Consider the following 13,657-nt stretch of genomic DNA (forward strand, 5'->3'; position numbering starts at 1 on the left):
CCATGACCTGGCTATTGCCCAGACTGTTGATGGCCCTCGGGGCCGCGTTGTTCGGGTTCATCATCGGCGTTGCGGTCCGCGCGGCCACCGGCATCGACAGTCTTGGCCTGGGGGTGGGCGTCGTCACCGGCGTCCTCCTCGTGCTGCTCATCGATGCGGTGCGCGGCAACCGGCTGCTGAACTGGTTGCGCGGCAACCAGCACGACAACGCACCGCGCGACACCGGCTTGTGGGGCGAGCTGGGCTACCGCGTCGAGCGTGCGATGCGCGACCGCGACCGGGCCGTCGCCCGGGGTCAGCTGGAGCTGGAGCAGTTCCTGTCGGCCATCGAGGCCTCGCCCAATGGCGTGCTGATGCTGGACTCGCACGAGCAGATCGTCTGGTGCAACCGCGTCGCGGCCGACCACTTCTCGCTGGACCCGCAGCGCGACCTGCGCCAGCGCATCACCAACCTCGTGCGCGCCCCGGCCTTCGTGGCCTACCTGCAGGCCGCCCGCTATGGCGAGCCGCTGGTGCTGGGCAATGGTCGCGGCCCCGGCACGCTGTCCATCATCGTGCGCGAATACGGCGAAGGCATGCGCCTGGTGCTGTCGCTGGACATCACGGAGCGCGTGCGCTCCGAGGCGATGCGGCGTGACTTCGTCGCCAACGTCTCGCACGAGATCCGCACGCCGCTGACCGTGCTGTCTGGCTTCATCGAGACGCTGCACTCGCTGCCGCTGACGGCCGTCGAGCGCGACCGCGTGCTCGTGCTGATGAACCAGCAGACGCAGCGCATGCAGACCCTGGTGGCCGACCTGTTGACGCTGGCTCAGCTCGAAGGCAGCCCGCGCCCGGCGTCGGACCGCTGGGTCAGCCTGGACAATCTGCTGGTGCGCATCGCTGCGGACGCCGAAGTCTTGTCAGCCGGTCGCCACCAGTTGAACCTGAAGCCCGACAGCGGCGTCGAGCTGGCCGGCATCGAAAGCGAGCTGCTCAGCGCCATTGCCAACCTCGTGACCAACGCCGTGCGCTACACGCCGGATGGCCGCGATGTCGAGGTGCTGTGGCGGCTGCTGGACGACGGCAGCGGCGAGCTGACCGTCGTCGACACCGGCCTGGGCATTGCGCGCGAACACATTCCTCGCCTGACCGAGCGCTTCTACCGCGTCGACGGCAGCCGCTCGCGCGAGACCGGCGGCACCGGCCTGGGCCTGTCCATCGTCAAGCACGTCATGCAGCGCCATGGCGGCGAGCTGATGATCCAGAGCGACGTCGGCAAGGGCTCGCGCTTTCGCCTCGTCTTCCCGGCCGCGCGGGTGCGCCAGGCCAGCGATTCGGCGCTGGGCGACGAAGCCGCGTTCGGCGTCGCCGTCCTGTCAGATCACTGACGCTTCAACAACACGAGGCTGGCGCTGCCGCTGCGGTCGGTCGGTCGTTTCACCTGGGCGATGACCTGCCAGCCAAGGGGCGTCGGCTGACCGGCGCTGATGACGGCGTGGCTGCAGCCCGAGGTGCTCAGCGAACCCCGGCCCAGCACGGTCCAGCCGCCGTGCCATTCCAAGGCCGCCAGCGTCGCCAGGTTCTGGCCCGGTGCGGCCAGGCATTGCACGTCGTCCGGCATGCGCGCCTTCAGCCGCGCCACCAGCGGCGCCAGGCTGCGCGCGTAGTCCAGCGGCGGCAGCAGCAGGCTCATGACCAGCAGCCAGCCCAGCGCGACGCCGCCGGCGGGCAGGGCGAGGCTCTTCCACAGCGCGTGGCGGTGCCGTGCCGTGCGCCAGCGCACCAGCGCCAGCCAGGCGGCTGTCGCGCCGACCGCGAACACCAGCGCCATGACGCTGAACTGTGGCTCGAAGCCCTCCGCCAGCCGGCGCAGGTTGGCCAGCGGCCGCGCCGGCCAGCCCGCGTGCATGGACAGGTAGTAGAGCCAGAAGAACAGTGCCGCGGCGCTGAAGAAGAACACCGAGAACCAGTCCACCGCGGCGGAAAAGCCGCGGCTCAGCGTCGGCAGCGCGAACGCCGCCAGGATGGCCAGCGACGGCAGCGCCAGCAGCAGCGCGCGCTCCGAGCCGTCCATGCCGATGCAGGCGGCCAGCGGCACCAGCAGCGCGATGGCCGGCACGGTGATGTGGCGGCGCAGGCCGTGGCGCCGCCAGCGCCACAGCGTCCACAGCGCCAGCGGCCCGGCCGGCCAGCAGAACCAGGCCAGCAGGCTCAGCAGCGAGCCCAGCTGTATGCCCGGGCGCAGGCGCCAGGCCCAGCCCTCGAAGGCCCAGGCCGCCAGCACGGCCAGCGTCAGCGCGCCCAGCAGCCAGATGCGCTGGTCCTTGGCCTCGCCATAGCTGGAGCGGTGGTTGAGCAGCACGCCCAGCAGGCCCAGCGCGCAGGCCACGGCCGGTGCGCCGCTGGCCGCCAGCACCGGCAGCGCGATCAGCACGGCCGCGCGCGAGCGACCGCGCCGGAAGGGCGCCGCTGCCAGGCCGTAGAGGTAGATGGACACCGCCAGCAACTGCATCAGCTCCGGCGTCGTCTCGTGGCCCAGTTGCAGCAGGCCCAGCGACGCCATCAGCGCCAGCAGCGCGCCATCGGCCAGCGCACGGGCGTAGTCCACGGCCTGGGCCTCGCCGCCGAAGGCGAAGGCGACCGGCTGGGCCGCCTCGGTGCGCGCGAGGTGAAAGCAGGTGTACCAGACGGCGACCAGCACGCCGGCCAGCACCAGCGCATAGGGCAGGCGGGCGGCGACCGGGGCGTCCAGGAAGGGCAGGGCCTTGATCGCCAGCGCGCCCAGCCAGTAGGGCAGCGGGCCGCCTTCGGCCGGGATGCCGGCGATGGCCGGCTGCCACCACGGCGCGTGGCCTTGGGCGACGCTGGCCATGAAGCCGAACGCCGTCAGGTCGGCATTGCGCCAGGGCGCGCGGCCGAAGATGCCGGGCAGCACATAGGCCGCGCACAGCAGCAGCAGCGCCAGGCGCGGCAGGCGCTCGACGCCGCGCTCGGCGACGATGGCGGGGGTGGGAAGATTCACGCGCGAAAGTTCGATGGGGTCGGCCGGCATGATGCCGTCAAAAACGGCCTGGCAAGCAAGAAAGGCGGCGCATGCTGCCAAAAGCAAAAGGGCAGCCTGAGCTGCCCTTTGATCACTGGCGCGGCGAAAGGCCGCAGGCCGATTACTTCTTGAGGTGCGAGAACTTGTTGCGGAACTTCTCGACGCGACCACCGAGGTTGTCGATGCTCTTTTGCGTGCCCGTGTAGAAGGGGTGCGACTCGCTGGTGGTTTCCAGCTTCACCAGCGGCAGCTTCTTGCCGTCGATCTCGATGGTTTCCTTGGTCTGGACGGTCGAACGCGTCACAAACTGGAAACCATTGGATTGGTCGATGAACGCGACGTCGCGGTAGTTGGGGTGAATGCCGTCTTTCATGGGAACCTCTTGGCCTCTGGGGCTTGTTTGTCGGGAGCCACGCCAACGATGTGAATCGCTTGGTCGGCGCACTTTCCGAAGGTGTCTGGGGCGGAAAACCCGCGATTGTAGCGAGTTTTCCTGCGGTTTGGCTAGTTCGGGTGTGAGGCTTACCCGCCGCGCCGCATCATGTCGAAGAAGTCATGGTTGTTCTTCGACGCCTTCATCTTGTCGAGGATGAACTCCATCGCCTCGATCTCGTCCATGTTGTAGAGCAGCTTGCGCAGGATCCAGCTCTTTTGCAGGATCTCCGGCTTGAGCAGCAGCTCTTCACGGCGCGTGCCGGACTTGTTGATCAGCAGCGACGGGTAGACGCGCTTCTCGGCCATGCGGCGGTCCAGGTGGATTTCGCAGTTGCCGGTGCCCTTGAACTCTTCGTAGATCACCTCGTCCATCTTGGACCCGGTGTCGATCAGGGCAGTGCCGATGATGGTCAGCGAACCGCCTTCCTCGATGTTGCGCGCCGCGCCGAAGAAGCGCTTGGGGCGCTGCAGCGCGTTGGCGTCAACGCCGCCGGTCAGCACCTTGCCGGAGCTGGGCAGCACGTTGTTGTAGGCGCGGGCCAGGCGGGTGATCGAGTCCAGCAGGATGATCACGTCCTTCTTCAGCTCGACCAGACGCTTGGCGCGCTCGATGACCATCTCGGCCACCTGCACGTGGCGGGCGGCGGGCTCGTCGAAGGTGGAGCTGATGACCTCGCCGCGCACGGTGCGGATCATCTCGGTCACTTCCTCGGGGCGCTCGTCGACGAGCAGCACGATGAGGTGGCAGTCGGGATGATTGGCCACCAGCGCGTGGGCCAGGCTCTTCATCATCTCGGTCTTGCCCGTCTTGGGCTGCGAGACGATCAGCGCGCGCTGGCCTTTGCCGATGGGCGCCACCAGGTCGATGATGCGACCGGTGATGTTCTCGTCGGCCTTGTAGCCTTCACGCTCGAGCTTGAACTGCTCCTTGGGGAACAAGGGCGTCAGGTTCTCGAACATGATCTTGTTCTTGCTTTCCTCCGGCGTCTGGTTGTTGACGCGGTCGACCTTGACCAGCGCGAAGTAGCGCTCGCCGTCCTTGGGCACGCGCACCTCGCCTTCCACCAAGTCACCGGTGTGCAGGTTGAAGCGGCGGATCTGGCTCGGGCTCAGGTAGATGTCGTCGGTCGACGCCATGTAGCTGGCCTCGATGGAGCGCAGGAAGCCGAAGCCGTCCGGGAGCACTTCGAGCACGCCGTCGCCGAAGACTTGCTCGCCGGCCTTGGCGCGCTTCTTCATGATGGCGAACATCAGCTCCTGCTTGCGCAGCCGCGTGACGTTGTCGATCTCCAGCTCCTCGCCCATCTGGATCAGGGCGGAGACGTGAAGCGCTTTGAGTTCGGAAAGATGCATGGGTGAACACCCGTCAGGGGCCGCAGCGCCAGCCAAGGCGCTTGCGGCGTTGTCACGGCCGCCCCGGAAAAGAACCGAATGGCTATTGCTCAAACGACGAGCAACGCAGATTCGACAACTGACTCAGTGGGGGAAGGGGGAGCCGAGTCCACGCTGGCTGGGTTCTTGGCAACCCGGGGCGTGTTGGCTTTGGCTGCTGCGGCGAGGCGCCGGAAGGCGCTGGGATCGCCGCAGCAGTTGGACGCGATTATAGGTTCGCGTCGAGGAAGGCGGTCAACTGGGCCTTGGAGAGGGCACCGACCTTGGTGGCTGCCAACTGGCCGTCCTTGAACAGCATCAGCGTCGGGATGCCGCGGATGCCGAACTTCGCGGGCACTTCGCGGTTCTCGTCGACGTTCATCTTGGCGATCTGCAGCTTGTCACCGTAGCCGGTGGCGACTTCGTCCAGGATGGGCGCGATCATCTTGCAGGGGCCGCACCATTCCGCCCAGTAGTCCACCAGCACGGGCTTGCCCGACTGGATCACGTCGGCGTCGAAGGACGCGTCGGAAACATGTTTGATCAATTCGCTGCTCATGGGGAGGTCCTTGGCCTGAAAGGGTTGGCGGTCGCCGCGAAGGCGCCGTCCGAATAGGCAAAATCATTGTGACATAGCAGTTTTGCCCGGACGGTCACGAGGGTGACCGAAGCGGTGCAGACATGCGGGCGGGAGGCCCGCTTTACAAGTGCAGCAAGCTTTGAATCTGGGCCTCGTGCCCGGCGAGGACATCGAGGGATTCTGGCGCCGCGTGGCAGCCGTCAGCGCCGACTGGCTGGCCGGGCAGGGCGCCGCCGTGCGCGACGCCGTGCTGCTGCTGCCTTTTGCCCAGCAGATTGCGCCGGCCCGCCGCGCCTGGCTGGCCCAGGGCGGCTGGCAGCCGCGCATCACGACCAGCCGCAGCCTGGCGTCGGCCCTCGGTCCCACGGCGCTGGCCGCGCCCGATCAGCTCTCCGGCGACGCGGCCATCGACGCCTTCACGGCCGACCGGCTGCTGGCCGACCAGAGCTGGGTGCAGCCACTCAAGCGCAGCAGCTCGCGCGACTACCGCGTGGCGCTGACACGGCTGGTCGACACCGCCCAGGCGCTGGCCCGCGCGGCGGCCCAGGTGCCGCCGGCCGAGCGCGCCGCCTTCATGGCTCTCGCCCACGAACGGCTGGCGGCCCTCGACGCCGGGCCGGGCCTGCTGGAGCGGGCGCTGGCACAGGTCGCGCTGGCCTGGGTGGCGTCCGACGACCGCCGGCCGGCCACCGACACGCTGTTCGCGCTGCGCCCCAGCGCCTGGATCTGGCTGCGCGCCGGTGGGCCCGACCCGCTGGCGCAAGCCCTGCTGGCGGGCGACGTGCCCGCGCTGTGCCTGGATGCCGACCTGGACCTCGACCAGCCCTGGACGGGCTTCACGCCCGCCGCGCAGGTGCAGCAGGCCGTCGCGCCGGACTTCGAGACGCTGGCCGAGCAGACCGCCACGGCCGTCGTCCAGCACCTGAACGCCGGCCGCCGCCCGGTGGCCTTGCTGGCCCAGGACCGCGTCGTCATCCGCCGCGTGCGTGCGCTGCTGGCGCGCCAGGGCGTGCCGGTGCATGACGAAACCGGCTGGACGCTGGCCACCACGCCCGCCGCCGCCGCGTTGATGGCGCTGCTGCGCGCCGCGCTGGCCGGCGGTGCCGTGGACGACTGGCTGGCCTGGCTGAAATCCGCGCTGGCGGCCGGCTGGGACGCCGAAGGCCTGGCCGGCCTGGAGTCCCGCTGCCGGCGCTTCGGCTGGCGCCAGGCCGCGCAGCTCGATGCGGCCACGCTGCCGCCCGCAGTGGGTGCGGTCTGGCAACGCGCGCGGCGCCAGCTGGAGCCGCTGGCCGGCGGTGCGCGTTCGCTGGGCGGCTGGCTGGCGGCGCTGGGACAGGCCTTGAGCGGCCTGGGCTCGCTGGCCGAGGTCGAGGGTGGCGAGGCCTTGCTCGAGACGCTGTGGATCACCCGCAACCCCTGGGCGGGCAGCGCGCACGAGCATGCGCTGGCGCAGACGCGGCTGCGGCCCGACGAGTTCCTGGCCTGGGTGAACGACACGCTGGAGGCGGCGCAGTTCGAGCCGGCGCAGGAGGCGGGTGCAGCCGAGGTCGTCATCACGCCGCTGGCTCGCGCCATGCTGCGGCCCTTCGGCGCCATCGTGCTGCCCGGCGCGGACGCCGCCACGCTGGGGCCGGTGAACCCGCAGGCGGGCCTGCTGGCCGACGCGGACGCCGCGGCGCTGGGTCTGCCCAGCCTGCTGGAGCGCCGCGAGGCCGAGGGCTTCGGCTTTGCGCAACTGCTGCGCGCGCCGGTGCTGACGCTGCTGCGCTGCGCTTTTGCCGGCGCCGAGCCGCTGCCGCCCAGTCCGCTGCTGGAGCGCCTGGCCGGCGCCGCGGCGCGCGGCGGGCAGGCGTTGAGCGACTGGCGCGACGAGCGTGAACCTCTGGCGCCGTCCAGCCTGCCCCAGCACCGCGCTGCCGCCGAGGCCGGCGGACGCCTCCCGGCCGCGTTGAGCGCCAGCGCCATCGACGCGCTGCGCAACTGCCCCTACCAATTCTTCAGCCGCGTCCTGCTGGGCCTGCGTGAGGCCGACGAGCTGGAGCTGGAGCCCGACAAGCGCGACTACGGCACCTGGCTGCACGCCGTGCTGAAGCGCTTCCACGAGTCGCGCATCGGTGATGACGACGCGGATCTGCGCGCGGCGGCCGAGGCCGAGCTGGCGTGGCTGGACGCGGCGGACTTCCTGCCCTTCTCGGCCGCGTTCGAGCGGCTGCGGCCGCTGTACCTGGCCTGGCTGGCCGAGACCGAGGCCGCCGGCCAGCGCTTCGTGGCCGGCGAGGTGGACCGCGACTGCCGGCCCTTCGACGCGCCGCTGGACGCGCTGACGCTGCGCGGCCGGCTCGACCGCATCGACGAACGTGCCGGCCGGACCTGGCTGCTGGACTACAAGACCGGCGACGCCAAGGGCTTGAAGGACAAGCTCGCCGCGCCGCTGGAGGACACCCAGCTCGCCACCTACGCGCTGCTGATGGGCGCCGAGCCGGGGCTGGAGGCGGCGTACCTGGTGCTGGACGATGGCAAGGGCATCGCGCTGTTGCCGCACGCGGACGTCAGCGACACGGCGCTGGCGCTGCGCGACGGCCTGCAGAACGATCTGAGCGCCGTGCGCGACGGTGCGCCGCTGCCCGCCTTGGGCGAAGGCAAGGTGTGCGACTACTGCGAAGCCCGGGGGCTGTGCCGGCGTGATGACTGGGCCCCCACGCCTAGTACGCAGGCTGCCGCCGTTGGCGGCGGCCCGGCGGGCGGCGATTGGAGCGCGACATGAGCGCCGAACTCGCCTACTGGGCCGACGGCTACCGCGTCCCGCGCGAGCAGTTCTACGCGCAGGCCTGCGACCCTTCGCGCAGCATCGTCGTGGAGGCCTGCGCCGGTGCGGGCAAGACCTGGATGCTGGTCTCGCGCATCCTGCGTGCGCTGCTGGCCGGCGCCGAACCGCAGCAGATCGTCGCCATCACCTTCACCCGCAAGGCGGCCGGCGAAATGCGCCAGCGGCTGGCCGAGTGGCTGGCCGAGTTTGCGCACGCCAGCGAGGACCAGCAGCTCGCGGCGCTGCGCCAGCGCGGCGTGGCCGACGCCGATGCCCTCGCGTTGCGCCCCCGGCTGGCGGCGCTGCAGGGCGAGCTGCTGCGCGGCGGCCGGGCGGTCGAGGTGCGCACCTTCCACGGCTGGTTCTCGCAGTTGCTGCGCGCGGCGCCGCTGGCCTTCCTGCAGGCCCAGGGCATCGCGCCCGAGCTGCAGCTGGTCGAGGACGAACAGGAGCTGATGCCGCAGCTGTGGCGGCGCTTCCATGTGGCCGTGCTGGCGGACGAGGCGTTGCGGGCCGACTTCCAGGCACTGACGCAGTCGCGCGGCCGCTTCAACCTGCGCGAATGGCTGCTGGGCGCCTTCGCCAAGCGTGTGGAGCTGCGGCTGGCCGAAGCCGCGGGCGTGCTGGCCACCAGCCTGCCCGGCGCCGTCGACATGCTGGGCACGACGCCCGAGGTGTTCTTCGGGCATCTGCGCGAGCCGCTGGCCGCGCTGGCCCGGCTGTTGGGGGCAGCCAAGGGCAAGAAGGCGCAGGACGCGGCCGTGGCGCTGCAGCAGGCCGAACATTTCGACGCCGCCTTTGCCGCGCTGTTCACGCTGAAGTGCGAACCGCGCAAGCTGGGCGTCGACCACCCCGATCTGGACGAGCTGTGCGAGGAACTGCAGCGCCTGCGCGCGGCCATCGCCCAGCAGCGCGCGTCCGATGAGCATGCCGCGATGCGCCGGCTGGCGCTGGTGCTGGTGGACGCCTTCGAGTCGCTGAAGCGCGAGCGCGGCCTGGTCGACATGAACGACCTGGAGCGCGGCGCGCTGGCCCTGCTGGCCGATGCGCAGACGGCCGGCTGGGTGCAGCAGCGGCTGGACGCGCAGGTGCGCCACCTCCTCATCGACGAGTTCCAGGACACCAGCCCGCTGCAGTGGCAGGCGCTGCACGGCTGGCTGGCGTCCTATGCCGGCGCGGGCGGCGGCGCGGCGCCGTCGGTCTTCATCGTCGGCGACCCCAAGCAGAGCATCTACCGCTTCCGCCGCGCCGACCCGCGCGTGTTCGCCGCGGCGCAGGACTTCGTCTGCGACGGCCTGGCCGGCGTGCGCCTGGCCTGCGACCACACGCGGCGCAACGCGCCCGAGGTGCTGGCCGCCGTCAACGCGGCCTTCGACAGTGCGCAGCGTGCGGGGGCCTACCAGGGCTTTCGCCGGCACACGACGGAAGTGGCCGATGTGGACGAGCTGGCGGGCCTGTGGGCGCTGGACGCCGAGGTCATCACGCCACCGACTCAGCCGGAGGCCGACCCGCTGCGCTGGCGCCCCAGCCTGACCGAGGCCCGCCACGAGGCCGAGATCAGCCGCCGCGCGCCGGAGTGCGAACGCGTCTGCGCGGCCATCGTGGGCTTGCTACAGGCGCGGCCCGAGTTGAAGCCGGGCGACCTCTTCGTGCTGGCGCGCAAGCGCGACCCGCTGCGCCAGCTCAGCGACGCGCTGACGGCCGCCGGCGTGCCGCACGCGGCGCCCGAGGAGCAGCCGCTGGCCGAGCTGCCGGACGTGGCCGACCTGCTGGCGCTGCTGGACGTGCTGGCCTCGCCGGGGCATGACTTGTCGTTGGCGCGCGCGCTGCGCAGCCCGCTGTTCGGTGTCGACGAGGCCGATCTGCTGACGCTGGCCGAGGCCGCCGGCACGGCGCAGTGGCTGGGTCAGGCCACCGCCGAACGGCGCTCCTGGTGGGCCGCGCTGCAAGGCCTGGCCGCTCCCAGCCCGGCGCTGGCCCGTGCCCAGGCGCTGCTGCGCGGCTGGGCCGAGCAGGCACGCCAGCGCACGCCGCATGAGCTGCTGGACCGCATCCTCCACGAGGGCGAGCTGCTGGCGCGCATCGCCGCGGCCGTGCCGGCGGCGGACGCGGCGGTGCGGCTGCAGAGCGTGCAAGCCCTGCTGCGCGCGGCGCTGGACCTGGACGGCGGCCGCTATGCGCAGCTCTACGGCTTCGTGCGCGCGCTGAAGAGCCGGCCCGTCAAGTTCGTGCCTGCCGCCGCGCCCGACGCGGTGCAGCTGCTGACCATCCACGGCGCCAAGGGCCTGGAGGCCGAGGTGGTCTTCCTGCTCGACACCGATGCCGCGCCGCCCAAGGCCGAGACGCTGGGCCTGCTGCTGGACTGGCCGGTGGGCCAGCCGGCGCCGCGCCGCGCGGCCTTCCTGGCCTCCGAAGCCAGGCCGCCGCCGTCGCTGCAGGCGCTGGTGGACGACGAACGCGGCGAGCGCGAACGCGAAGAGCTGAATGGCCTCTACGTCGCGCTGACGCGGGCGCGCCGCGCGCTGGTGCTGAGCCACACGCCCAGCCGCAGCCAGGCGAGCAGTTGGTGGGACCGGCTGCAGCCGCTGTCGCGACGCTGGCCCGTGGCCATGGCGCCTGGCGGCCGGGCCGACACTGCGCCGCCACGCGTCGCGCCGCTGCCGCGCTGGCTGGCGCCGCCCCCCGTGGCCGCGCGCGATGGCGAGGCCCGCGACGACCGCCTGGCCCGTGCCGGCGAGGCCTTGCATCGCGTGCTGGAGTGGGCCTCGACACCGGGCCAGACGCAGCCGCTCGCGGTGCTGATGGCCGCCGCGTCGCAGGCCTTCGGCCTGAATGCCAAGGCACGCGAGCAGCTCGCCCAGGCCGCCCAGGCCATCCTGGCCAGCCCCGATTGCCGGCCCTTCTTCGACCCGACCCGGCTGCGGTGGGCCGGCAACGAGGTGGCCGTGGGGCAGGGCGCGGACAGCGAGAAGGATCAACGCATCGACCGCCTCGTGCAACTGGACGACGGCCATTGGTGGGTGCTGGACTACAAGCTGGGCGCCACGCCGGAGCGCGAACCGGCCTATCTGGCGCAGATGCGCGGCTATGTCGCGGCCGTCCAAATACTGCAGCCGGGCGAGCCGGTTCGGGCCGCGCTGATCAGCGGAACGGGGCGCTTCATTCCCGTCAGCTAGAATGATCGGCTTGATCGGGGCGTAGCGCAGCCTGGTAGCGCATCTGCTTTGGGAGCAGAGGGTCGCGAGTTCGAATCCCGCCGCCCCGACCAAACCTTCATCGACAACCCGCCGCCGGCCCGCGCCGACGGCGGGTTTGTTTTTTTGAGGCCCCCGCATCCGGGGGCCGCGATCCGAGGGCATCCCCCGAAGGCCGACCGAGCGGTCGGCCGGGACAATCCCGGGCTTTTGCTGCAACCCCGACGTGGCCACAAGCCGCGCCCGAGACCCATGGCACTCCAACACCTGACCGACGAGCAGATCGCCACCTGGACCCGCGCCCAAAAGGACGAGTGGTGGTTCAAGAACGTGTTCCGCGGCGACATGGCCCAGCTGACACTGCGCTCGGGCTTCACCGGCTTCCTGCTCGGCGGCATCCTGTCGGCCACGGGTCTGTACATCGGCGCCAAGACCGGCATCGCCATCGGCGTGGGCCTGACCTCCGTGATCCTGGCCTTTGCGCTGTTCCGCGCGCTGCATGCCAGCGGCTTCGCGCAGGACTACACCATCCTCGAGAACAACTGCACCCAGTCCATCGCGACCGCGGCCGGGTACGTCATCACGCCGCTGTTTTCGAGTCTTGCGGCCTACATGCTGGTCACCGGCGTCATCCCGGCCTGGTGGCAGCTGATGATCTGGATCTTCGTCGTCGCGCTGATCGGCGTGCTGCTGGCCTTCCCGCTGAAGCGTCGCTTCATCAACGAAGACCAGGCCCCCTTCCCGGAAGGACGCGCCTGCGGCGTGGTGCTGGACTCCCTGTACCACGGCGCCGGTGACGAAGGCGTCTTCAAGGCCAAGCTGCTGGGCGTCGTCGGCGGCTTCACGGCGCTGTACCAGGCCATCGTCAGCGATGGCTGGATGAAGCTGGTGCAGTTCAAGATCCTGATGCTGGACAAGTGGGCCGGCCTGAAGGAGCCCTGGTTCCTGCACGAGCGCCTGGACCAGTACTACTACGCCTGGGCCGGCAAGACGACGTCGCTGATCCCCACCATCCTGGGCACCGACATCCGCCAGTTGGGCCTGCGCCTGACGCTGGACGCCGCCATGCTGGGCGTCGGCGGCCTGATGGGCATCGCGGTGGCGACGAGCTGCTTCCTCGGCGCGTTCATCAACTTCGTCGTGCTGGCGCCCATCATGATCCAGGCCGGCGACATCGCGCCGCGCATCGGCGCCAATGGCGTGCTGGTGCCGCTGAACCGCGCCGAGATCGTCAACCAGTGGTCGCTGTGGTGGGGCGTGACGATGATGGTCGTCGGCGCGCTGGTGGGCCTGCTGGCCAAGCCCGAGATCTTCACGAGCGCGTTCAAGCGCAAGGTGCCGGCCGCCGCGGGCGCCGCCGGTGCGGGCAACGACCTGCTGAAGGACATCGAAGTGCCGCTGTGGATCAGCTACATCGGCGTGCCGGTGTTCAGCGTGCTGGGCAGCTACGTGACCCACGTCTTCTTCGGCGTGCCGTTCTGGCTGGCGCTGGTGTCGTTGCCGCTGATCTTCGTGCTGACCATCATCTGCACGAACTCGATGGCGCTGACCTCGTGGACGCCGACGGGCTCGCTGTCCAAGATCACGCAGTTCACGATGGGCGCCATCGACCGCAGCAACCCCGGCTCCAACCTGCTGCCGGCCGGCATGACCAGCGAGATCGCGTCCAACGCGGCCAACCTGCTGTCCGACATCAAGCCCGGCTACATGCTGGGCGGCAAGCCGCGCCACCAGGCCATCGGCCACGTCATCGGCAACCTGGCCGGCGTGCTGTTCTGCGTACCGCTGTTCTTCCTGTTGTTCCTGACGCCTGACGCCAACGGCGTGCGCAGCGTCGCGACGCTGGTGTCCGACCAGTTCGCGATGCCCGCCGCGCTGCAGTGGAAGGGCGTGGCCGACATCATCGCCAAGGGTCTGAAGGGCCTGCCGACGTCGGCGCTGATCTCCATGGCCGTGGCCGCCGTCGCCGCCGTGGTCATGGAAGTGGCACGCATCAAGACCAAGGGCCGCTTCCAGCTCTCCGCCGTCGCGACCGGCCTGGGCGTCGTGCTGCCGCCGGAGTCGGTGCTGGCGATGTTCCTCGGCGCGCTGGTCTTCTTCATCATGGGCCGCAAGCACAAGACGGCCGGCACGCCGGGCTGGCGCGTGTGGGTCGACGGCATGGAGCCCATCTGCGCCGGCCTGATCTCCGGTGCCGCATTGATGGGCATCGGCAACGCCATCATCAACGTGCTGATCTAATC

The 13,657-nt window shown here is 70.6% G+C and carries 8 protein-coding genes and 1 tRNA gene; 5 read left to right on the forward strand and 4 right to left on the reverse strand.

Features of this window, described 5'->3' with window-relative positions:
* Nucleotides 1-2 precede the first annotated feature (2 nt).
* The gene (gene phoR / locus AC1D29_RS03345) at nucleotides 3-1,370 is read left to right on the forward strand and encodes a phosphate regulon sensor histidine kinase PhoR (protein WP_477894479.1); all 1,368 of its coding nucleotides are present in this window, start codon (nucleotides 3-5) and stop codon (nucleotides 1,368-1,370) included.
* On the opposite strand, the gene AC1D29_RS03350 is transcribed toward phoR, so the two are convergent.
* The 4 genes from AC1D29_RS03350 to trxA all read right to left on the reverse strand — a co-directional run bounded on the left by AC1D29_RS03350 (nucleotide 1,364) and on the right by trxA (nucleotide 5,390).
* Nucleotides 1,364-3,004 carry a hypothetical protein gene (locus AC1D29_RS03350; protein WP_477894480.1) on the reverse strand — a complete coding sequence of 547 codons (1,641 nt, stop codon included), beginning with the start codon at nucleotides 3,002-3,004 and terminating at the stop codon, nucleotides 1,364-1,366. The genes phoR and AC1D29_RS03350 overlap by 7 nt on opposite strands.
* Nucleotides 3,005-3,146: 142 nt before the next feature.
* Nucleotides 3,147-3,398 (reverse strand): type B 50S ribosomal protein L31, encoded by a 252-nt coding sequence (locus AC1D29_RS03355; RefSeq protein WP_477894481.1) that lies wholly within the window; start codon nucleotides 3,396-3,398, stop codon nucleotides 3,147-3,149.
* Nucleotides 3,399-3,547: 149 nt separating this feature from the next.
* On the reverse strand, nucleotides 3,548-4,813 hold the full coding sequence (rho, locus tag AC1D29_RS03360; protein ID WP_477894482.1) for a transcription termination factor Rho: 1,266 nt from the start codon (nucleotides 4,811-4,813) through the stop codon (nucleotides 3,548-3,550).
* A gap of 247 nt (nucleotides 4,814-5,060) precedes the next feature.
* Complete coding sequence (trxA, locus tag AC1D29_RS03365) at nucleotides 5,061-5,390, reverse strand: thioredoxin TrxA (protein WP_056195487.1); 330 nt, start codon at nucleotides 5,388-5,390, stop codon at nucleotides 5,061-5,063.
* A 160-nt stretch (nucleotides 5,391-5,550) separates the two neighbouring features.
* Here trxA and AC1D29_RS03370 point away from each other — a divergent pair, with 160 nt between their 5' ends.
* From AC1D29_RS03370 to AC1D29_RS03385, 4 genes are all read left to right on the forward strand, one after another.
* Nucleotides 5,551-8,178 (forward strand): PD-(D/E)XK nuclease family protein, encoded by a 2,628-nt coding sequence (locus AC1D29_RS03370; protein ID WP_477894483.1) that lies wholly within the window; start codon nucleotides 5,551-5,553, stop codon nucleotides 8,176-8,178.
* Nucleotides 8,175-11,396 (forward strand): UvrD-helicase domain-containing protein, encoded by a 3,222-nt coding sequence (locus tag AC1D29_RS03375; RefSeq protein ID WP_477894484.1) that lies wholly within the window; start codon nucleotides 8,175-8,177, stop codon nucleotides 11,394-11,396. Before AC1D29_RS03370 ends, AC1D29_RS03375 begins: the two co-directional genes overlap by 4 nt.
* Nucleotides 11,397-11,411: 15 nt before the next feature.
* Nucleotides 11,412-11,488 (forward strand) — tRNA-Pro (locus AC1D29_RS03380).
* Nucleotides 11,489-11,666: 178 nt separating this feature from the next.
* On the forward strand, nucleotides 11,667-13,655 hold the full coding sequence (locus tag AC1D29_RS03385; protein WP_477894485.1) for an OPT family oligopeptide transporter: 1,989 nt from the start codon (nucleotides 11,667-11,669) through the stop codon (nucleotides 13,653-13,655).
* Nucleotides 13,656-13,657 lie beyond the last annotated feature (2 nt).

This window comes from Roseateles sp. P1_C6, from assembly GCF_056406315.1.